Origin of the sequence: Enterobacter cloacae complex sp. IR5401 (genome assembly GCF_049238425.1) — a bacterium.
Lineage (GTDB): Bacteria > Pseudomonadota > Gammaproteobacteria > Enterobacterales > Enterobacteriaceae > Enterobacter > Enterobacter hormaechei_C.
Genome location: NZ_JBMKHN010000003.1, coordinates 351,092 through 371,732, shown reverse-complemented (window position 1 = coordinate 371,732; position 20,641 = coordinate 351,092). Strand labels below are relative to the sequence as shown.

General features: G+C 55.4%; 20 protein-coding genes and 1 pseudogene. 9 read left to right on the top strand and 12 right to left on the bottom strand.

The window, feature by feature from the left end:
- Nucleotides 1–128 precede the first annotated feature (128 nt).
- Together ACOTX1_RS07380 and ACOTX1_RS07375 are read left to right on the top strand one after the other, a co-directional pair.
- The gene (locus ACOTX1_RS07380; protein ID WP_000140246.1) at nt 129–458 is read left to right on the top strand and encodes a hypothetical protein; all 330 of its coding nucleotides are present in this window, start codon (nt 129–131) and stop codon (nt 456–458) included.
- Between the two features lie 114 nt (nt 459–572).
- A pseudogene (locus ACOTX1_RS07375) lies at nt 573–1,583 on the top strand (radical SAM protein); the annotation flags it as partial.
- An 86-nt stretch (nt 1,584–1,669) separates the two neighbouring features.
- On the opposite strand, the gene dkgA reads toward ACOTX1_RS07375, so the two are convergent.
- Nucleotides 1,670–2,497, bottom strand: coding sequence for a 2,5-didehydrogluconate reductase DkgA (gene dkgA, locus ACOTX1_RS07370; protein ID WP_023314848.1), 828 nt, complete (start codon nt 2,495–2,497; stop codon nt 1,670–1,672).
- 105 nt (nt 2,498–2,602) lie between these two features.
- The gene (gene yqhD / locus ACOTX1_RS07365) at nt 2,603–3,766 is read right to left on the bottom strand and encodes an alcohol dehydrogenase (RefSeq protein ID WP_003862492.1); all 1,164 of its coding nucleotides are present in this window, start codon (nt 3,764–3,766) and stop codon (nt 2,603–2,605) included.
- A gap of 195 nt (nt 3,767–3,961) precedes the next feature.
- On the opposite strand from yqhD, the gene ACOTX1_RS07360 reads away from it, so the two are divergent.
- Nucleotides 3,962–4,861 (top strand): AraC family transcriptional regulator, encoded by a 900-nt coding sequence (locus tag ACOTX1_RS07360; RefSeq protein ID WP_023314847.1) that lies wholly within the window; start codon nt 3,962–3,964, stop codon nt 4,859–4,861.
- 43 nt (nt 4,862–4,904) lie between these two features.
- Here the strand turns inward: ACOTX1_RS07360 and yghB are convergent, their stop codons facing one another.
- On the bottom strand, nt 4,905–5,564 hold the full coding sequence (yghB, locus tag ACOTX1_RS07355; protein ID WP_023314846.1) for a DedA family general envelope maintenance protein YghB: 660 nt from the start codon (nt 5,562–5,564) through the stop codon (nt 4,905–4,907).
- Between the two features lie 142 nt (nt 5,565–5,706).
- Nucleotides 5,707–6,894: a cystathionine beta-lyase gene (gene metC, locus ACOTX1_RS07350; RefSeq protein ID WP_023314845.1), complete on the bottom strand. Its 1,188-nt coding sequence runs from the start codon at nt 6,892–6,894 to the stop codon at nt 5,707–5,709.
- Between the two features lie 251 nt (nt 6,895–7,145).
- On the opposite strand from metC, the gene exbB reads away from it, so the two are divergent.
- Together exbB and exbD are read left to right on the top strand one after the other, a co-directional pair.
- The gene (gene exbB, locus ACOTX1_RS07345; protein ID WP_003862482.1) at nt 7,146–7,877 is read left to right on the top strand and encodes a tol-pal system-associated acyl-CoA thioesterase; all 732 of its coding nucleotides are present in this window, start codon (nt 7,146–7,148) and stop codon (nt 7,875–7,877) included.
- Nucleotides 7,878–7,881: 4 nt separating this feature from the next.
- Nucleotides 7,882–8,307 carry a TonB system transport protein ExbD gene (exbD, locus tag ACOTX1_RS07340; RefSeq protein ID WP_001251472.1) on the top strand — a complete coding sequence of 142 codons (426 nt, stop codon included), beginning with the start codon at nt 7,882–7,884 and terminating at the stop codon, nt 8,305–8,307.
- A gap of 80 nt (nt 8,308–8,387) precedes the next feature.
- On the opposite strand, the gene ACOTX1_RS07335 is transcribed toward exbD, so the two are convergent.
- Both ACOTX1_RS07335 and ACOTX1_RS07330 read right to left on the bottom strand, forming a co-directional pair.
- Nucleotides 8,388–8,813, bottom strand: a complete 426-nt coding sequence (locus ACOTX1_RS07335) for a hypothetical protein (RefSeq protein WP_003862479.1) — start codon at nt 8,811–8,813, stop codon at nt 8,388–8,390.
- A gap of 1 nt (nt 8,814) precedes the next feature.
- Nucleotides 8,815–9,219, bottom strand: a complete 405-nt coding sequence (locus ACOTX1_RS07330; protein WP_003862477.1) for a hypothetical protein — start codon at nt 9,217–9,219, stop codon at nt 8,815–8,817.
- 102 nt (nt 9,220–9,321) lie between these two features.
- On the opposite strand from ACOTX1_RS07330, the gene ACOTX1_RS07325 reads away from it, so the two are divergent.
- The gene (locus ACOTX1_RS07325; protein ID WP_003862475.1) at nt 9,322–9,825 is read left to right on the top strand and encodes an ESA_00282 family adhesion-associated protein; all 504 of its coding nucleotides are present in this window, start codon (nt 9,322–9,324) and stop codon (nt 9,823–9,825) included.
- Nucleotides 9,826–9,868: 43 nt separating this feature from the next.
- Complete coding sequence (locus ACOTX1_RS07320; RefSeq protein WP_003862473.1) at nt 9,869–10,357, top strand: TIGR00645 family protein; 489 nt, start codon at nt 9,869–9,871, stop codon at nt 10,355–10,357.
- Between the two features lie 58 nt (nt 10,358–10,415).
- On the opposite strand, the gene ACOTX1_RS07315 is transcribed toward ACOTX1_RS07320, so the two are convergent.
- Nucleotides 10,416–11,456: an aldo/keto reductase gene (locus ACOTX1_RS07315; protein WP_003862471.1), complete on the bottom strand. Its 1,041-nt coding sequence runs from the start codon at nt 11,454–11,456 to the stop codon at nt 10,416–10,418.
- 152 nt (nt 11,457–11,608) lie between these two features.
- Between ACOTX1_RS07315 and ACOTX1_RS07310 the strand changes: the two genes are divergently transcribed.
- The gene (locus tag ACOTX1_RS07310; RefSeq protein ID WP_032667311.1) at nt 11,609–13,156 is read left to right on the top strand and encodes a methyl-accepting chemotaxis protein; all 1,548 of its coding nucleotides are present in this window, start codon (nt 11,609–11,611) and stop codon (nt 13,154–13,156) included.
- Nucleotides 13,157–13,158: 2 nt separating this feature from the next.
- Here the strand turns inward: ACOTX1_RS07310 and fucR are convergent, their stop codons facing one another.
- Together fucR and yghU are read right to left on the bottom strand one after the other, a co-directional pair.
- On the bottom strand, nt 13,159–13,908 hold the full coding sequence (fucR, locus tag ACOTX1_RS07305; protein WP_023314843.1) for an L-fucose operon activator: 750 nt from the start codon (nt 13,906–13,908) through the stop codon (nt 13,159–13,161).
- 76 nt (nt 13,909–13,984) lie between these two features.
- Nucleotides 13,985–14,851, bottom strand: a complete 867-nt coding sequence (yghU, locus tag ACOTX1_RS07300; protein ID WP_023314842.1) for a glutathione-dependent disulfide-bond oxidoreductase — start codon at nt 14,849–14,851, stop codon at nt 13,985–13,987.
- Between the two features lie 183 nt (nt 14,852–15,034).
- Between yghU and gss the strand changes: the two genes are divergently transcribed.
- On the top strand, nt 15,035–16,897 hold the full coding sequence (gene gss, locus ACOTX1_RS07295; protein ID WP_023314841.1) for a bifunctional glutathionylspermidine amidase/synthase: 1,863 nt from the start codon (nt 15,035–15,037) through the stop codon (nt 16,895–16,897).
- Nucleotides 16,898–16,949: 52 nt separating this feature from the next.
- Here the strand turns inward: gss and pgaD are convergent, their stop codons facing one another.
- The 3 genes from pgaD to pgaB are packed head-to-tail and all read right to left on the bottom strand — an operon-like array spanning nt 16,950 to nt 20,641.
- On the bottom strand, nt 16,950–17,384 hold the full coding sequence (gene pgaD, locus ACOTX1_RS07290; RefSeq protein ID WP_003862463.1) for a poly-beta-1,6-N-acetyl-D-glucosamine biosynthesis protein PgaD: 435 nt from the start codon (nt 17,382–17,384) through the stop codon (nt 16,950–16,952).
- The gene (gene pgaC, locus ACOTX1_RS07285; RefSeq protein WP_126497748.1) at nt 17,356–18,711 is read right to left on the bottom strand and encodes a poly-beta-1,6-N-acetyl-D-glucosamine synthase; all 1,356 of its coding nucleotides are present in this window, start codon (nt 18,709–18,711) and stop codon (nt 17,356–17,358) included. Before pgaC ends, pgaD begins: the two co-directional genes overlap by 29 nt.
- On the bottom strand, nt 18,704–20,641 hold the full coding sequence (gene pgaB / locus ACOTX1_RS07280) for a poly-beta-1,6-N-acetyl-D-glucosamine N-deacetylase PgaB (protein ID WP_023314839.1): 1,938 nt from the start codon (nt 20,639–20,641) through the stop codon (nt 18,704–18,706). The genes pgaC and pgaB overlap by 8 nt, the downstream gene beginning before the upstream one ends.

Sequence of the window (20,641 nt, the reverse complement as noted above, 5' to 3'; positions counted from 1 at the left end):
AGCATGTTATATCTTGCTAAGAAATAATCATTCAGGGATTAATCATAACTACTGAAGTTATGTTGTGTTCTTTTCTTTTAAAAATAAATTATTCAGATTTATTTTCTATTGATTTAATGAGGTAGGGAATGACAGAAAGTGCTTTGCTTTTGCGAGAGGCATTTAATGAATCGGTTAACTATATGACATGGTCTTTTTATTCACTGATAACTGCTTACGTTTCGATGGCTTTTTATGATAGAGTTGAGGTTAAGACCCGAATAAATAATTATCTGAATAAGTTACTTTTCGTGATTGCTATGTCCGTTTTTATCCCAAATATGTACTTTGTTTCAATGGTGTTCAGTCAGAAGTTAGGCACCGCAGCTGGCGTTGCGTCATTCATTATTGGGCTACTTTTCATGATGTTAAACTCGGCACCTGTAATTACTGGTATCGTACAGCAGCGCAAAGATTGAGTTTTATGAGTATAGTCAGTTGGGTTTTCATCTGTTTTATCAGACTTAGAAAAATGAAACCTTTCAATTCATTGATTTTAAACGCAAAAAAATTTCTAAATGATCAGAATTATAGGGTGTTCACTCTGTTCGATCACCGAACACGAAGGCCGTATTATTCAGAGCCGTTCCGAAGAGTCGATTGTTAACGAGATCGAAGCCATTCGCGACACGGTGCCGGGCTTTACCGGTGTGATCTCCGATCTGGGTGGTCCAACGGCCAACATGTACATGCTGCGCTGTAAATCGCCGCGCGCCGAGCAGACCTGCCGTCGTCTCTCCTGCGTCTATCCGAGCATTTGCGAGCATATGGACACCAACCACGAGCCGACGATCAACCTTTACCGTCGCGCCCGTGACCTGAAAGGCATCAAGAAGATCCTGATCGCCTCTGGCGTGCGTTACGACATCGCTGTGGAAGATCCGCGCTACATTAAAGAGCTGGCGACGCACCACGTGGGCGGGTATCTGAAGATCGCCCCGGAGCACACCGAAGAAGGCCCGCTGTCCAAAATGATGAAGCCGGGCATGGGCAGCTACGACCGCTTTAAACAGCTCTTCGACACCTACTCAAAACAGGCGGGGAAAGAGCAGTATCTGATCCCATACTTCATCTCCGCACACCCCGGCACCCGTGATGAAGACATGGTGAATCTGGCGCTGTGGCTGAAGCAGCGTCGATTCCGTCTGGATCAGGTGCAGAACTTCTACCCGTCGCCGCTCGCCAACTCGACGACCATGTATTACACCGGCAAAAACCCGCTGAGTAAGATTGGTTATAAGAGCGAAGACGTGGTGGTGCCGAAAGGGGATAAACAGCGCCGTCTGCATAAAGCGCTGCTGCGCTATCACGATCCGAAAAACTGGCCGCTGATCCGTCAGGCGCTGGAAGAGATGGGGAAAAAGCACCTGATCGGCTCGCGTCGTGATTGCCTGGTGCCTGCGCCAACGCTGGAAGAGATGCGCGAAGCGCGCCGCCAGAACCGCAACACGCGCCCGGCGCTGACCAAACATACCCCGATTGCGCATCAGCGTTCGAATGGTGTTGCGGGAACGAAGAAGAACGTAAAACGTAAGACCGGTTAAACCTGTAACAATACCCGGTGGCGCTGCGCTTACCGGGTCTACAGGTCTAACCCTCTCCCCTCCGGGGAGAGGGCAGGGTGAGGGGATTACCCGCCAAACTGATCCGGGTCCGGCCCAAGCCGCTTGCCCTGATCCAGCTTCGCAATTTCACCCAGCTCGTCTTTATCCAGGCGGAAATCCCAGACGTCGAAGTTCTCGGCGATACGCGATGGCGTGACCGATTTCGGGATCACCACCAGACCGCTATCCAGATGCCAGCGAATGACGATCTGCGCCGGGGTTTTACCGTACTTATCCGCCAGTTCACGGATGATTTGCTGGTCAAACACCCCTTCGCCGCCCTGGGCCAGCGGGCTCCAGGATTCAGTCTGGATCTTGTGCGTGGCGTTCCATGAATGAAGCTGGCGCTGCTGCATCAGCGGGTGCAGCTCAATCTGGTTAATCACCGGCGCGACGCCCGTTTCATCAATCAGGCGTTGCAGATGATGAACCTGGAAATTACAGACGCCGATGCTTTTTATCAGCCCCTCTTTTTGCAGTTCAATCATCCCTTTCCAGGCATCAACGTAATGGTCGATAGCCGGTACCGGCCAGTGCATGAGATAAAGATCGACGAAATCGAGCTGGAGTTTCTCCAGACTCTCCTGCAACGCTTCGCGGGGACGCTTTTGATCGTCGTTCCACAGCTTGGTAGTGATGAAAAGCTCATCCCGGGGAACGCCGGCGCTGGCAAGCGCTTTTCCCACGCCGTCCTCGTTTTTATAGGCGGCGGCGGTATCGATGGACCGATAGCCGACTTCCAGGGCTTTATGAATGGCGGAGACGACCTCGTCGTTACCGGCTTTCCATACACCTAGCCCCAGCTGGGGCATCACGTTGCCGTCCTGTAGCTTGATTACGGTTTGGTTTGCCATTTTTCCTCCTTCAGGTGCTCATCGCCGGAGGGAACCTCCGACGATGTGATGTGCATTAAGTCTGGACGAAATGTCAAAAAACGAAAGTCAGGATCCTAAAAACGCTTAGCGTGCCGCTTCGTAAATACGACGGCTGACGTCAAGGGTGATGTCGCCATGCTCGCCGATCTGCGTCATACCGTGTGCTTCCAGTTTCGCCAGCAGGGCAGGGATGGAGCTGCCGTCCAGGCCGTAGCCAGAGAGACGCGTTGGCACGCCCAGGCTTTCAAAGAAGTGACGGGTGGCTTCAATCGCGGCATCGATACGCGCATCGTCGGAACCGTCGGTGATGTTCCACACGCGTTCGGCGTACTGGAGCAGTTTGGCGCGTTTAGCGTCACGTTTTTCGTTCCACAGCGCAGGCAGAACCACCGCCAGCGTCTGGGCGTGATCCAGGCCGTGCATCGCCGTCAGCTCGTGGCCGAGCATGTGGGTAGCCCAGTCTTGCGGCACGCCTGCGCCGATCAGGCCGTTCAGCGCCTGGGTGGCTGCCCACATCACGTTGGCACGCACGTCGTAGTTTTCAGGCTCTTTCAGCGCTTTCGGACCTTCTTCAATCAGCGTCAGCAGAATGCCTTCCGCGAAACGATCCTGAATTTTGGCGTTTACCGGGTAAGTAACGTACTGCTCAACGGTGTGAACAAAGGCGTCGACCACACCGTTCGCCACCTGACGCGCAGGCAGGGTATAGGTGTAAACCGGATCGAGGATCGCGAACACGGGCTGAACGTGTTCGTTCATAAAGGCCTGCTTGTCACCGGTGGTTTTACGGGAGATGACCGCGCCTTTGTTGGACTCTGATCCGGTGGCCGGCAGCGTCAGCACGGAGCCCATCGGGATCGCACTGCTGATGTCGCTGCCGCCCGTTTCCAGAATATGCCACGGGTCGATGCCGTCAGCGTAATGGGCCGCCGCCGCGATGAATTTGGTGCCGTCCAGCACGGAACCGCCGCCCACCGCCAGCAGGAAGGTGATTTGCTCCTCGCGTGCGATTTTTACCGCGTTCATCAGCGTTTCATAAGACGGGTTAGGCTCGATACCGCCGAACTCGCGCACGTCCAGACCTTCCAGAGCGCTGTACACCTGATCCAGTACGCCGGTTTTTTTCACGCTGCCGCCGCCGTAGGTAATCAGGACGCGGGCGTCCGTCGGGATTTGCGCGCGCAGGTCAGCGATAGCGTTTTTACCAAACAGAATGCGGGTTGGGGTATGAAGATTAAAGTTGTTCATGGCTTGTTCCCTGTAGTGGGTAAAAAATCGTGGTGGCGCAGAAGGCAACCTGATGCTGCTCATTGTGGCGGGCAGGCGCTATCCTCTCAATGCACATTCCTGCCGATGTCTTGCCCATTTCTACAGCGCGCTGGAGAAACGGTAAGAAAATGCGCACACTGTCAGCGTCGGAAACCGTACCCGGAGTAACTGAAAATGAACCGTGATGCCATCTGCCGCCAGCTAACGTCGAAGATTAAAACACTGATTGATAACGGAAATGATTCGGCTGAGCTGTTGCCGGATATTCGATTGCTGTACGGTACCCAGCCCGGGACGCGCACCCCGGTGATGTATCAGCCCGGCATCGTGTTTCTCTTTTCTGGCCATAAGATTGGCTATATCAATGAGCGCGTGTTCCGTTACGACACCAATGAATATCTGCTTCTGACAGTACCTTTACCCTTCGAATGTGAAACTTTCGCGACAGAGGAGGTACCGCTGGCCGGGATCCGCGTCAACGTCGACATCCTCCAGTTGCAGGAGCTGCTGATGGATATTGGGGAGGACGAACTTTTCCGGCCGTCGATGGCGGCAAGCGGTATCAACTCCGCGACCCTATCGGAGGAAATTCTCTGCGCGATTGAACGCCTGTTAGACGTGATGGAAAGGCCTCTGGATGCGCGTATTCTCGGAAAGCAGATTATCCGAGAAATTCTTTACCATGTGCTGCTGGGACCGGGCGGCGGGGCGCTGCTGGCGCTGGTAAGCCGGCAAACGCACTTCAGCCTGATTAGCCGCGTGCTGAAGCGCATTGAGAGCCAGTACACGGAAAACCTCAGCGTTGACCAGCTGGCGGCGGAAGCCAATATGAGCGTCTCGGCGTTTCACCATAACTTTAAATCCGTCACCAGCACGTCGCCGTTGCAGTATCTCAAAACCTACCGTCTACATAAGGCGCGCATGCTGATGATCCACGATGGCATGAAGGCCAGCGCCGCGGCGATGCGGGTTGGGTATGAAAGCGCGTCGCAGTTTAGTCGGGAGTTTAAGCGCTACTTCGGCGTCACGCCGGGGGAAGATGCGTCGCGCATCAGAACGATGCAGGGCGCTTAGGCTTTTGATTCTCTCCCCGCGGGAAGAGAATCAGGATGGGGTATCAGGCGCTGCAATACTTCTTCTTAATCACCACCGCGATTGTGCCGACCAGGCCCGCAACCAGCAGGAAGATCGGCAGCACCATCAGGAACGTCATCACCTGGTCTTCATGGTGCTTAACAAAGGGGATCATATTCAGCGCGTAGCCGAGCGTGGTGACCACGCCCACCCAGAGCAGAGCGCTCAGCCAGTTGAAGAACTGGAAGCGGCGGTTAGGGAGGCCTGAAATACCCGCCATGGTAGGCAACAGGGTGCGAACAAACGCCAGAAAACGCCCGGCAAGTAACGCCAGCAGGCCGTGGCGGTCAAACATGCAGGTGGCGCGCTGGTGATATTTATGCGGCAGCTGTGCCAGCCAGCCTTTCACCACGCGGGTGTTTCCAAGCCAGCGCCCTTGCAGGTAGCTCAGCCAACAGCCGAGACTGGCCGCAGAGGTGAGGATCACCATTGTCGGTGCGAAGTCCATCACGCCCTTGCCGATTAACGCCCCTGCGAGCAGGAGCAGGCTGTCACCGGGTAAAAATGAGGCTGGCAGTAATCCATTTTCCAGAAACAGCGTCGCGAACATCACGAAATAGACAATCCCGACGACATGCGGGTCCGCCAGCGCGGCAAAATCGTGTTGCCAGAGCGCCGTGATGATATTTTGAATAACAGCCATGGACTTTCCTGTGGAACAGCAGATATAACGCTATTGTACTCCCAATTTTGCCTGTCGGGGTTGATCGCAGGCGCATCTCATACAGACTTTTCTGCTTGCGGTGTTCAGAATTGCGTCCGGGGAGTACATTTCAGTCAGCACTTTACACGATGCGCTCAAATCCTGCCGATAAATCCGCAATTAAATCGTCCACATTTTCCAGCCCGATATGCAGGCGGATTAAGGTCCCTTCGAAGTCCACCTCGCCGCCCGGGCGCAGGGCCGCAATCTGCTCCGGCTGGTTGGGCAGGATCAGCGATTCAAACCCACCCCATGAATAGGCCATGCTGAAGAGGGTAAAGTTATCCAGATAGCTTGCCAGTTCGGCGTCATTCAGGCGCTTTTTAAGTACAAATGAGAACAACCCGCTGCTGCCCGTAAAGTCACGTTGCCAGTATTCATGGCCTTTGCTGCCCGGCAGCGCCGGATGGTTAACGCGCTCCACCTGCGGATGCAGCGCCAGCCACTGTGCAATTTGCAGGCTGCTTTCGTGATGCTGACGCAGACGCACGCCGAGCGTACGGATGCCCCGGCTGGTCATGTAGGCGGTATCGGCATCCACCATCTGGCCCATCAGGTAGGCGTTTTCACGCAATTGATCCCAGCAGCGGGCGTTAGAAACCGCCGTACCGATCATGCCGTCGGAATGGCCAATCAGGTATTTGGTCGCCGCCTGAATCGAGATATCGATGTCAAATTCCAGGGCTTTAAACAGCACACCTGCCGCCCAGGTGTTGTCGATCATGATGATCGCTTCAGGCGCTATGCTGCGCACCGCCTTCACGATGGCCGGGACGTCATGCACTTCCATGGTGATGGAACCGGGAGATTCCAGGAACACAACGCGCGTGTTGGGCTGAATAAGCCCGGCAATACCGGCCCCAATCAGCGGATCGAACCAGCTGGTGGTGACGCCGAGCTTGCTGAGTATTTTGGTGCAGAAGTCCTGGCTTGGCTCGTAAGCGGTATTGGTCATCAGGACGTGGTCACCCTGTTCCACAAACGCCAGAATGGTATTGGCGACCGCCGCCGCGCCGCACGGGAACAGCGCGCAGCCCGCGCCGCCCTCCAGTTCGCACATGGCTTCCTGCAACGAGAAATGGGTTAACGTGCCACGACGACCGTAAAACAGCCCGTCCTTCGCGCGATTACGCGTAGCGATTTTTTTATCTTCAACGGTATCAAACACCAGCGAGGAGGCGCGCTGGATCACACTGTTGACCGAGCCCTGAGTGTATTTCTTACTGCGTCCTGCCTGCACCAGCGTGGTCTCAAGCTGCTTTTTAGTCATGTTCGCTAACCCTATTTTTATACGTCTGGACGTCCAGACTACCACGATTGTCAGAATGTGCATCCGGATGCTTATCGAATAAGCAGAAAATATTATCAAAAATTCGCATAAGAAATTTTTACTGCGTAAGCGCAAGGAAAGTGAGCGAAAATTACGGCACTATGTAAATACTAATGAGAACTACTATCAATTCGACGACGTTTTGATATTATTACGTTCAGATTTTGTGATTTGCGTCCTGGAGATACAGAGTGGGTAATAATTTGATGCAGACGGATCTCTCCGTTTGGGGCATGTATCAACATGCTGACATCGTAGTTAAGATTGTGATGATCGGCCTGATTCTGGCGTCCGTGATCACCTGGGCTATCTTCTTCAGCAAGAGCGCCGAACTTCTTTCACAAAAACGCCGCCTCAAGCGTGAGCAGAAGCAGCTGGCGGAAGCCCGTTCTCTGGATCAGGCTTCTGATATCACCTCATCCTTCCATGCGAAAAGCCTGACTACCCTGTTAGTGAACGAAGCGCAGAACGAGCTGGAACTCTCCGCAGGCAGTGAAGATAACGAAGGCATTAAAGAGCGTACCGGCTTCCGTCTGGAGCGTCGCGTTGCGGCCGTGGGTCGTCATATGGGCCGCGGTAACGGCTACCTGGCGACTATCGGCGCTATCTCCCCGTTCGTCGGCCTGTTCGGTACCGTCTGGGGCATCATGAACAGCTTTATCGGTATCGCCCAGACGCAGACCACTAACCTTGCGGTCGTCGCGCCGGGTATCGCAGAAGCGCTGCTGGCAACGGCTATCGGTCTGGTTGCCGCTATCCCGGCGGTTGTTATCTATAACATCTTCGCGCGCATGATTGGCAGTTACAAAGCCACACTGGGTGACGTTGCCGCGCAGGTTCTGCTGCTGCAAAGCCGCGATCTGGACCTGAACGCCAGCGCCGTTAAACCGGTTCATGCGGCGTCCAAACTGCGCGTAGGTTGATTGTATGGCAATGCGTCTTAATGAAAATCTGGACGATAACGGTGAAATGCATGAGATCAACGTGACGCCGTTTATCGACGTCATGCTGGTTCTGCTGATTATCTTTATGGTTGCCGCACCGCTGGCGACGGTGGATGTGAAGGTGAATCTGCCTGCGTCCTCCAGCCAGCCGCAGCCGCGTCCGGAAAAGCCTATCTACCTGTCCGTGAAGGCCGATAAGTCCATGTTCCTGGGCAACGATCCGGTAACGGATGCCTCGGTTATTCCGGCGCTGGACCAGCTCACCGGCGGCAAGAAAGACACCACCGTCTTCTTCCGCGCGGATAAAACCGTTGATTATGAAACCATGATGAAGGTAATGGACACGCTGCATCAGGCGGGATACCTGAAGATTGGTCTGGTCGGCGAAGAGAAAGCGGCCGCGAAGTAAAACGAAGGCTCTTGCAGCCTTGCCTGCCGGGTGGCGGCGTCGCATTACCCGGCCTGCATTCCGCAACAATCATTGTTGTCTCACTCTGAAGGCGCCGTCGGCGCCTCTTCATCAAGCGCCACACAGGTCACGTTTGATGTACGGTAATTGCCTTCCGAGAGTTTACGGGTCAGGCGCAGGGTGGCTGTCTCGCGTGCCAGCAGGTACTGATAGTTCGCCTCCAGTCGCCCGAGGATCTTCTCTTTAAGCTCAGGACGCTGTTCAATAATGGCGTTCATCACCGCGCCGTAAATCTCCTCCTTGGCCTGCAAGGCGTAAATCTCCCGACGGTTCTGCCATTTCAGGCGTACCAGCGTGGCCGGAATCGAAACCAAATCCTGCGTAATTCGCGTCATCTCGTCATTTTTTATCTTTTTCAGGGCGTCGAGATTCTGCTTTAAGATAAATTCATCGCTTTTTTTATCATCTAAAGTCAAATAAACGTTATTACCGCTATCATCATTCACGTTAATCTTCCCCCAGGTTATAAAAGATGGGATTGTTTTTTTCACGCGTAATTAAATTAAGCCAAATTTCATTGCCGGCTTCATTTATTTGCTGCGTTTTCTCGACCATTATTTGACTTAGCGTCTGGGCGTCTATTTCCCCTTCGGCCTGTAAATCATTCAGCAGATGAACTAAGGCTTCAATCTTGATCGCGCGAAATAAACGCTCTTTTAAATGGCGATCGTGCTCTTCCAGCACCATATTACGGGATTTGCCGGTGCGTGAAACACCAATTAATATGTCGGCTTCATAGTCGGAGAGTTTTCTTTTTCCTTGAGTGAAATTCGCCTCTTTATCTGCTTCCGTCGAAGGCTGTTCCACAAGCGTAATGTGGTACTTTGCCGGGACAAGATTGTCGGGCAGCATTTTAATTTCCTTTAATTTCAAAAGGGTGGGATTGGAAAAAGGGTGAGATTCGTTGACAATATCATGAGGCAATTTTAAAATCAAAAAAAATGGAGCCTACCCATGAACAGCATTTTCTTCACGGTCATAACGTTACTATTACTGACCGCTGGCGTGCTTTTATTGATGCAAGAGTTCAATAAAACGAAAGTGTCAAAAGACGTCAGTGAACCGCCGCAGCCTGAATTGATGTCGAAAGAGGAGGGGGAAGATCATTTCTCCGTATTGATGAACGCCGTGACGCCGGTCTGGTACTGGCGAGTAAATCACGAATATATCGATTTCCTCCATGCGACAATTAAGCGAATGAAAATGGCCGAAATTAATGATACGCCCGGCCTGTTCGACGCGCAGCGCCGCTGTAGCGACCTTAATTCGGCGGTCTATAAATATTACGACAATATCAAAAAGCGCTGTCTGAATGGCGAGAAGGTGTCGTACTCCGATTTAGATGTATTAAATCTGCGCCAGTGTTTTCGTGAGTTTAGCCTGGAAGCCTACCCGGAACTGGTCGCGCTGGTCTGGCCGGAGTATGCGCGTCCGGATGTAGATCCCAACGAGGTATAGTTGAGATATACTCAGCGCTGGTTTCGTTTGCAGACAGGATTTTATGGAACGCTTCTTTGAAAACGCAATGTATGCCTCTCGCTGGCTGCTCGCACCCGTCTATTTTGGTCTCTCCCTGGCGCTGGTCGCCCTGACGATTAAGTTCTTTCAGGAGATATTCCACGTCCTGCCAAACATTTTCTCCGTGGCAGAAGCCGATTTGATTCTGGTTCTACTGTCGCTGGTAGATATGACGTTGGTGGGAGGATTACTGGTGATGGTGATGTTCTCCGGTTATGAGAATTTCGTCTCTCAGCTTGATATCGCCGAGCACAAAGAAAAGCTCAGCTGGCTGGGGAAAATGGACGCCTCATCGCTGAAGAATAAAGTCGCGGCGTCGATTGTTGCAATTTCGTCTATTCACCTGTTACGCGTCTTTATGGACGCGAAAAACGTCCCGGATAATAAGCTGATGTGGTATGTGATTATCCACCTGACGTTTGTGCTGTCGGCGTTTGTGATGGGGTATCTGGATAAGATCAGTAAGAAATAAATTCACCACGCCCCCTCTCCCTGTGGGAGAGGGGGCGTGGTAAGGGCAGCAGGCCGCACTATTTATCCGACGACGCCTGCCACAAATTCAGCTCACCATCCGCAACGTGCTGGTCAATCCGCATCAGTTCATCTTCGCTAAAGCGCAGGTTATTCAGCGCCTGAACGTTCTCTTCCAGCTGCTCCGGGCGGCTCGCGCCAATCAGTACCGACGTTACACGCTCATCTTTCAACAACCAGCTTAGCGCCATCTGCGCCATCGTCTGCCCGCGCGCGTGCGCCATCTCGTTCAGCAGACGAAGGCTGCTCAGGTTGGCTTCCGTCAGCATTTTCTCCGTCAGGCCGCGCACTTTTTTCCCTTCGCGCTGCATACGTGAACCGTCCGGAATGCCGTTCAGGTATTTTCCGGTGAGCAGGCCCTGTGCCAGCGGGGTAAAGGCGATACAGCCCGTTCCGTTTTTCTCCAGCGCGTCCAGCAGGCCGGTCTTGTCGACCCAGCGGTTAAGCAGGTTGTAAGACGGCTGGTGGATCAAAAGCGGGATCTTCCACTCGCGCAGCAATTCGGTCATCGCCGCCGTGCGTTCCGTGGAGTAAGACGAAATGCCGACATACAGCGCTTTTCCGCTCTGCACCGCGTGTGCCAGCGCGGCGGCGGTCTCTTCCATCGGCGTGTTTTCGTCTACGCGGTGAGAATAGAAAATATCCACATACTCCACACCCATGCGGTTCAGGCTCTGGTCGAGGCTGGCGAGCAGGTACTTACGTGAACCGCCCGAACCATACGGTCCTGGCCACATGTCGTAGCCCGCTTTGGTGGAGATGATCAGCTCGTCACGATACCCGGCAAAATCCTCCCGCAGCAGACGGCCAAAATTCTCTTCAGCGCTGCCCGGAGGGGGGCCGTAGTTGTTGGCAAGATCAAAGTGGGTAATGCCGAGATCGAAGGCCTTACGCAGCAGCGCGCGCTGGGAATCGAGCGGCTGAACGTGACCGAAGCTGTGCCACAGGCCCAGCGACAGTGCCGGTAAGCGCAGGCCGCTTTTGCCGCAGTATCGGTACTGCATGTTTTCGTATCGGCCGGTGTAAGGGTGCCAGGACATGATGTCTCCTTTCTTGTCGGTGAATTTTCGAAACAACGTTTTCATTCTATGCCGACTCGATAACGAAAAAAGTATATTTTCTACAGTATCTGCCGATAACGAGGGGAGTACTCGCCTCTGGGCGAATTCACCCTCACGGCAAGGAATACTCAATGAAGATGCTTCGTAATTTCACCATCCGTTTCGTCATGCTGACGATACTGGGGATCTTTTGTGTCATGTGGGCAGGCGTGGGGCTTTACAGCACCTGGTCTCTGTCTCGTGTTTCTGATGGTAATGACGTTGACCGCCAGCTGGTCCGGCAAATGACGGTGCTGAGCCAGGGCAACGATCAGTATTTCCGTTTCGTCACCCGCCTGAGCCGGGCAATGGAAGTTAAAGCGGCGGGCGGCACGCCGGACCTGGCTCCTGCTCAGCAGGCGCTGGATAACATGAGTAAAAAGCTGGCAGAGATGAAAGCTATCTCCCCGGGCCCGATGGATGAAAAGGTGTCTGCGCAGGTGATTTCCACCTGGCAGGCGCTGCTCGATCAGGGCGTTACACCGCAGATGGCGCAGGCGAAGCAGGCGACGCTCGAAGGCTATCGTCAGCATGCCAACAACGTCACGCCGCAGCTAAGCCGTACATTCGGGTCAGCGGCTGAGAACTTTAACAATACCGCGGCGAAGGCGCTCGACAGCACGCGCGTGGTGGTCGACGGCCTCACCAGCATGACCCGGACGGTAATTATCACCGCCACGATCGTGGGTCTGCTGATCCTGCTTTTCACCGACCGCTACCTGGTGGCGATACTGGTAAAACCGCTGGATCGTATCCGTCAGCAGTTCCGCCAGATTGCGCAGGGCGACCTCAGCCAGCCGATTGAATCTTTGGGCCGCAACTGCGTGGGGCAACTGGTACCGCTGCTGAGTGCAATGCAGGACAGCCTGCGGGAGGCGGTCAGCACGATTCGTTCCGGCAGCGAGAATATCTGGCGCGGGGCAACGGAGATCTCCAGCGGGAATAACGATCTTTCTTCGCGTACCGAAGAGCAGGCCGCCGCGCTGGAAGAGACCGCGGCCAGCATGGAGCAGCTTACCGCAACGGTGAAGCTGAACGCCGAAAGCGCGCGCCAGGCCAGCCAGCTTGCGGATGTCGCCTCCAGCACGGCCAGCCGCGGCGGGTCGCTGGTGGAAGATGTGGTTACGACCATGAGCGGCATTTCGGACAGCTCGAAAAAAATCGCTGAAATCACCACCGTTATCAACAGCATCGCTTTCCAGACTAATATTCTGGCGCTGAACGCCGCGGTGGAAGCCGCCCGGGCCGGGGAGCAGGGGCGAGGCTTTGCGGTCGTGGCGGGTGAGGTACGTAATCTGGCCAGCCGCAGCGCGAATGCGGCCAAAGAGATCGAAGGGCTGATTGCGGATTCCGTTGCCCGCGTGGAGCAGGGGGCGCAGCTGGTGAACGATACCGGCACCACGATGGAAGCAATCCTGCGCGACGTGACGGAAGTGACCGTCATTATGAAGCAGATCGCCACCGCGTCAGAGGAGCAGAGCAAAGGAATTTCTCAGGTCGGCGTTGCCATCACGCAGATGGACGGCGTGACCCAGCAGAACGCCTCGCTGGTGGAGCAGGTTTCCGCCGCCGCCGCCGCACTGGAACGGCAGACCGAAGAACTCCAGCGCTCAGTGCAGAAATTCCGTCTCACCGCGTAACCTCATCGTGTCAGGCCGTCTCTGGCGGCCTGACGTTTATCGCTCTGAATAATCTGTGTTACCTGCGACAGCTGACCAATTTTCACTTCGCTTGCCCGCATAAATTTACTTTTGTCGATCAGCAGCAGCGACTGGCTGGCGCGGTTTAACAGCAGCGCCTTAAAGCCCGCGTTGTGCTCGGACGGATCCCAGAGGACGCCATGCTCATCGACCCCTTCACACGAGAAGATAAACAGATCGATCTCCAGCCCTTTTAGCTGCGTCACCAGCGCCGGATTAACATAGCAGCGATACTTACGCTCAAGCGTTCCGCCGGAGCAGATAAGCGTGATCCGCTCGCGCTTTGCCATCTCGTGGCAGACAGGCAGGCTGTTGGTAAATACGGTGAGGTCGATGTCCGGCAACTGGCGCGCCAGATGAAAGCAGGTTGAGCTGGCGTCGAGGGCGATGGTCATCCCTTCGCTGATCCAGCCCAGCGCGTGGCGGGCAATATCGGCTTTGTCGGCATAATGGCTTTTCAGGCGTGCGCCAAAGGGTTCACCGCTGTCGCGGCTGTCCGGGTGAATCAGACGCGCGCGCCCGTGCTGGCGCAGAAGCTTCCCCTGCTGCTGCAACGACTTCAGATCCCGGCGGATCGTCTCTTTGCTGACGGAGAGCTTTTCAGCCAGCACCTCGGTAGTCAGCCAGTCGCTTTGACTCAGCAGGGTGATAAGGCTCTGCTGTCGGGTCGCTTTTAGCGTCTGGTCTGACATACGAGGCTCCTTGCGCACGCGTGCTGACGCATTTTTCTCATCGCGGAATAAGGGCGGCGAACCGCCCGGTCATGGATCAGGCCTGACGTTTATCTTCCGTCTGGGTATCGAAGTCGCTTGCTGAATGACGCTCATGCAACTGCTCGTTCAGCTCGCCGTTGGTACGGTTAACAATGCGCCCGCGTTTCACGGCCGGACGATTCGCCACATCTTTTGCCCAGCGCTGCACGTTGGTGTACTTCCCGGCATCCAGGAACTCGGCGGCGTTATAGACGCTGCCCAGCGCCACGCAGCCAAACCATGGCCAGACTGCCATATCCGCAATGGTATATTCCTCACCCGCTACGTAACGACCGCGCGCCAGCTGTTTGTCCAGCACGTCGAACAGGCGTTTAGCTTCCATGGTGAAGCGATCGATAGCGTACTCAATCTTCACTGGCGCGTAGTTATAGAAGTGGCCAAAACCGCCGCCGAGGAACGGGGCCGCGCCCTGTAACCAGAACAGCCAGTTCAGGGTTTCCGTTCGTCCTGCCGGATCTTTTGGCAGGAAGTGACCAAATTTCTCGGCCAGATAGAGCAGGATATTGCCGGATTCAAAGACGCGCGTCGGCGGGGTGGTGGAGTGGTCACGCAGGGCCGGGATCTTCGAGTTCGGGTTCACGTCGACAAAACCGCTGGAGAACTGATCGCCCTCGCCAATGCGGATCAACCATGCGTCGTATTCCGCGCCCGTCACGCCCAGCGCCAGCAGCTCTTCCAGCATGATGGTAACTTTCTGTCCATTCGGCGTACCGAGAGAGTACAGCTGGAGCGGGTGCGCGCCCACAGGTAGCTCTTTCTCGTGCGTCGCGCCCGAGACGGGACGGTTGATATTGGCGAACGCGCCGCCGTTATTCTGTTTCCATTCCCACACTTTCGGTGGCTGATAGGTGTTATCTGACATGTTGGCCTGCCTCTTTGGTGTTGTGTTGAGGCAGTGTAGCAGGAGATGCAGGAACCGTTTAACGATGCGAGCGTAATGGGCAGGGCGGGTGTATGATAACGCCACCTCTGTCAGTTAATTACAACGTGCAGACGACGACAACCCCACAAAAAAATTGCCGCCTGCCTGTTTTAGGTTGGACACATGCGTAAAGGAACGTTAAGCAGTGACGCCCCCTTCGGGACGTTATTAGGTTATGCGCCGGGTGGCGTGGCGATTTACTCTTCAAATTACGGCAGTCTCGATCCGCGTCACTACCCGGAAGATGCGGAATTCCGCAGCTATATCGGCAACGAGTACATGGGCCATAAATGGCAGTGCGTTGAGTTTGCGCGCCGTTTCCTGTTTCTCAATCACGGGTTTGTCTTTACCGACGTCGGGATGGCGTGGGAGATCTTCTCCCTGCGTTTTTTGCGCCAGGTGGTAAACGACAATATTCTGCCGCTACAGGCCTTTGCCAATGGCTCAAAACGCGCGCCGCAGGCCGGTGCGCTGCTCATCTGGCAAAAGGGCGGTGAGTTTCATGAGACCGGCCACGTCGCCGTCATTACCCAGCTGCTGGATGACAGAGTGCGCATTGCCGAGCAGAACGTTATTCACTCCCCGCTGCCGATGGGGCAGCAGTGGACGCGCGAGCTGCGTCTGAGCGTGGAGGACGGTTGCTATACGCTTCATGACACGTTCAACGATACCGAGATCCTCGGCTGGATGATCCAGACGGAGGAGACGGAACACAGTATTCCTCAGCCGGAGATCGACGGTGAACTGCTGAAAATCAGCGGCGCGCGGTTGAAGAACAACCGCCAGTTCGACGGAAAATGGCTCAATGAAAACGACGCCCTGCAACAGGCGTACGTTCGCGCCAACGGCCACGTTATCAACAACGATCCCTGCCAGTACTTCACCATTACCGAAAGCGCCGAGCAGGAGCTGATCAAAGCCACCAACGAACTGCACCTGATGTACCTTCATGCCACCGACAAGGTGCTGAAAGACGACAGCTTACTCGCGCTTTTCGACATCCCAAAAATCCTCTGGCCGCGTCTGCGCCTCTCCTGGCAGTGGCGTCGCCACCATATGATCACCGGTCGTATGGATTTCTGCATGGATGAGCGCGGCATCAAGGTTTACGAGTACAACGCGGATTCCGCCTCCTGCCATACCGAGGGCGGGCTGATTCTAGAAGAGTGGGTGAAAAACGGCTATCGCGGCACCGGCCACACTCCGGCGGAAGGCTTGCTGGAGGAGCTGACCGGCGCATGGAAGCACAGCCACGCGCGGCCGTTCGTCCATATCATGCAGGACAACGATATTGAAGAGGATTACCACGCGCTCTTTATTCAGCGCTCGCTGATCCAGGCCGGGTTTGAAACCAAAATCCTGCATGGACTGGGCGCGCTGAGCTGGGATGCCGCCGGGCAACTGATTGATGATGAAGGCCGTCACGTTAACTGCGTATGGAAAACCTGGGCCTGGGAAACGGCGATTGAGCAGATCCGCGAGGTGAGCGAAACCGAGTACGCCGCCGTGCCTATCCGCACCGGTCACCCGCAAGGTGAAGTGCGCCTGATTGACGTCCTGCTGCGCCCGGAAGTGCTGGTCTTTGAACCGCTGTGGACGGTGATCCCAGGTAACAAGGCGATCCTGCCGGTGCTGTGGCAGCTCTTCCCGAACCACCGTTACCTGCTGGATACCGATTTTGAGGTCAACGATCTGCTCAAACGGACCGGTTATGCCGTTAAACCGATCGCCGGACGCTGCGGGAGCAATATCGATCTGATCGGCGCCCAGGACGAACTGCTGGACCAGTCCAGCGGCAAGTTTGTTGACCGCAAGAATATCTACCAGCAGCTATGGTGCCTGCCGAAGGTTGACGGCAGATACATTCAGGTCTGCACCTTTACCGTGGGCGGGAACTATGGCGGAACCTGTCTGCGTGGGGATAACTCGCTGGTGGTGAAGAAAGAGAGCGATATTGAACCGCTGATTGTGGTGAAGGATAACTAATTCATACCCGCGACAAAAAAGCCCCCGCCGGATAACCTGCGGGGGCTTTTTCTTACTCTTCTTTCTCGTCCTGCTGCTCGCTGATCTTCAAATCAATGATCCGGCCAATCTGGTCATGGTAAACCGTCAGCAGGTTGTACTGGCTCATCTCGGACATAATTTGCGGCGTGACGTTAAAACTTTGGGCAAGCTCGTCATGGCGCAACATTTCCGGATGACGCCGCCTCACATGCGCGCGGCGGCGATTGTACTGATACCACAGGATCAGCAGCCAGCCGTTGAACGCGGCAATCAGCAGATAAACCAGCACTGTATTAAAAGAGGCGATAATTGCGTTCCAGCGGTGATCGCCCTCCTCGGTTAACTGCATCCACAGCCTGGCGTACAGGAAAAACAGGAATCCTCCCCAGGCTATCAGCGTTAATGCAGCATCGAAAAGACGCGGTGCCAGCCGATGTTCAGTCAAAATTAACGTACTCTCGTTCATTGAATGCTCCCTTTACCCGGTCCGGACTGATCCAGCGCGCGCGGGCGCGTTTACGTTTAAGCATGACTTTCGGAAATGCCACGAGGGTGGTAAACAGGCCAATCATCCAGTACACCATCGGGAACCAGATTACCCAGAACAGCGAGCCTGCCACTTTCCGCTCGTAGCGCCGCTCGATATACAAACTGACGAGGAATTGCAGCAGGCACATTACGCCCAGCAGCAGCCCGGTAAACGCCGGGGGAAACAGGCTCGCAACGGCCAGGTTCGCGGGAAGAGGGATAATATGGCTGAGAATGAACAACACCACGGTCGCCCCATAGGCAAACGCCCACAGCGTTGATAGGGCATACTCGAGAAACAGGGGCCACATGCGATGATGCTCCCAGCGGGCCATCTTACGCAGGTTAACCAGAAACACCTCTGCACCCCCCTGCGCCCAGCGCAGACGCTGCTTCCACAGTCCCTTTAGCGTCTCCGGCATCAGGATCCAGCACAGTGCCCGCGGCTCGAAAAAGATATCCCAGTGGCGAAGCTGAAGCTTCCAGCTTATGTCGATATCCTCTGTGATCATATCCGGGCTCCAGTACCCGACATCCGCCAGCGCCTGTCGGCGAAAGGCGGCGATGACGCCGGAGACGGTAAAGACCCGGCCATAGATCCGCTGCGTTCGCTTGATGAGGCCAATAATGGAAGAAAACTCGCCCACCTGAATACGACCAATCAGCGTTGAGCGCGTGCGAATACGCGGATTTCCGGTGACGGCCCCAACGTGGGGATACTGAATCAGCGGTGCCACCAGATACGCCGCGGTGTCGCGGTCGAGCAGGGCGTCGCCGTCAATGCAGACCAACAGATCGCCCCGGGCCGCCGCAGCGCCGGCCTTGAGCGCCACGGCTTTCCCCTGGTTCTCCGCGAGATTAATCACCCGCAGGCGCGGCTGCTCCCGCGCCAGCTGTTGCAGTACCTCCGCCGTGTTATCAGAAGAACCGTCGTTGATGGCGATAACTTCTACATTCCAGTACCGCTGATCCAGCGCGGCACTAATGGTCTCCCGTGCGTTGCGTTCCTCATTGAAGCAGGGAATAAGAATCGAGATTAACGGCTCACCGGCTAAGGCGGGGGCGGGTGTTGCGTTATCCCACGACCAGTGCCGTTCAAGCTGAAACCAGAAATAGAGGCCGCCGGTTACCCAGAGCACGGACATAAACAGCGGCCAGAAAAAGACAAAGTCCAGAATCAGTTCGCCAGTAAACAGCGCGGCTACGCCTAACGGCAACCCGAATACCAGACACAAAATAGAGAAGGCGATAATGCGATCAGTCATTGTCAGGATACCAGTACGAAGAAAATTCAGGTCTGATACGTGAAATATCAGGTTGGTTGTTGAGGAAGTCGTCGGGGTAATAACCGTAATTTTTGATGCCGTTCAGCTGGAGCACCCGCATCCACTCCACCAGACGTTCATCGGCTACGGCACGCTGCGGTTTCTGCGCCCAGTCCCTGGCCTGTAGCTCAAAAATCGTTTTATTTAGCGCGCCGGGGCGTGCGGCGACGGCTTTGACTAAACGCGTCAGCCAGGCATTGCTCTCTTCTGCCGGGACGGACTCCATCAGCGGCATTGCCATCGGCACCGTCCAGTCGTAGGCCGCCAGAAAATCATCCAGATTTTGCGCAAACCATGCCTCGCTTTCCGGCTCGAGAATGGGTAACGCGAACATGTTCCGCGCGGTTTTGATCTGCGGGCCACGGATGTTTTTCACCGCCTGGCTCAGGGTGCGGGTAAAGCCGATAAGCCGCTGGCTCTTCTGCCGGGTCGTATCCTGTCCGGCATCGTCAACGTCCGTCAGCACTGCGTCGTCATGGAACAAGATCCCGTTGAAGCTGGCATAGCGGGCCAGATCTTCATAGATCTCCGTCACCTGCTGGCGAACCTGCGCACTCCAGGGGGAGAGCCGGATATAGGGCTCGGCGGCCACGGTCAACTCTCCCGTTTGACGCTCACGGCGCTGCACGCGCGGCAAGGCTGGACTGAGATCGAAAGAGAGAACCGGCATCCACGCGAAGACTTTCACTCCCGCGCGGGTTTGTAGCTGCCAGGCGACAAAATTAAAGAGATCGGCCCGGACCGGAAGACGACGGTTGGGGAAATAGAGCGCGCTGATCCTGCCGTCGCCCCGCGGATCCGAAAACGCCTGGAGAAACACATGGCTGATTTTCATGTCGTAGACCCGCTGGACGAGTTTGTTGATGTTTTTCGTCTGCTGGGCCGGATCGGGATCGTAGACGTAATCAAGATCAACATGCATGACGCGCACCGGTTCAAACTCCTGAACGCGGCTAACCGTGTTGGCAAAGGTTTTTATCGACGGATTTCCGGCAATCAGCAGGCGCGGGATGTTGCCGAGGTCGCGCACGTTTGCCAGCCCGTCCTCCAGGGTAAAGGCCAGCTGATAGCCCTGTTTCTGGGCGATAGCGAGCGATGTACCGTTAGCAGCCCCATAGGGCCACACCCAGGCACGCGGCGCTTTTCCCGTCACCTGGGTGATTTTATCGGTGACTTTCCGTACGTCTGCGGCGATCCGCTGATTGAAGTGTTCATCGGTTTCGTAATGCCCCGTCGCGTTATCAAAAAAACGGTTAGCGATGGCGGGTTCACGGCTTCCCTGCGGGTTGGCCGGAATGCCGTAATGCGAGGCCCAGGTATGCGAGCCAATCTCAATCAGCGGGGACTGGCTGAGCTCGCGAACCATATCCCAGGTGGCAAAGCGATCGCGGGGCGTCATCAGACCGCCGAAGTTAACTTTTTGATTTGCCGGCGTATCCACCCAGCTGCCCACCGGTGCCCACAGCGCAGGAACGTTCCAGGCCTGAAGCAGGGGCCAGACCCGGGTGTAAAAACTGCTATAACCGTCGTCGAAGCTGAGCAAAACGGCTTTCGGCGGCAGCGCTTTTTTTCCTTCATGCGCATCCAGAATGTCCTGCACGCTAATGGCGTGATAGCCGTTGTGCAAAAGCCAGCTTATCTGCTCGTTTAACGCGCTGGTGCGAACGGAGAGGTAGCGCTGATCGGCGGCATCATCTTCGACGTCGTGGTAGGCCAGGACCAAAAACTGATTCTCCGGCCAGGGTTTGCTGGCCTCCAGCTGCGGCCTCTCTTCAGGGGCCATAAAGGAGAGCGGCTGCGCGCAGAGGCTCGCGCTGAGGCAGAGCCAGCCGATGACGATCAGGCTTACAGAAAAACGTGTGTTCAGCAT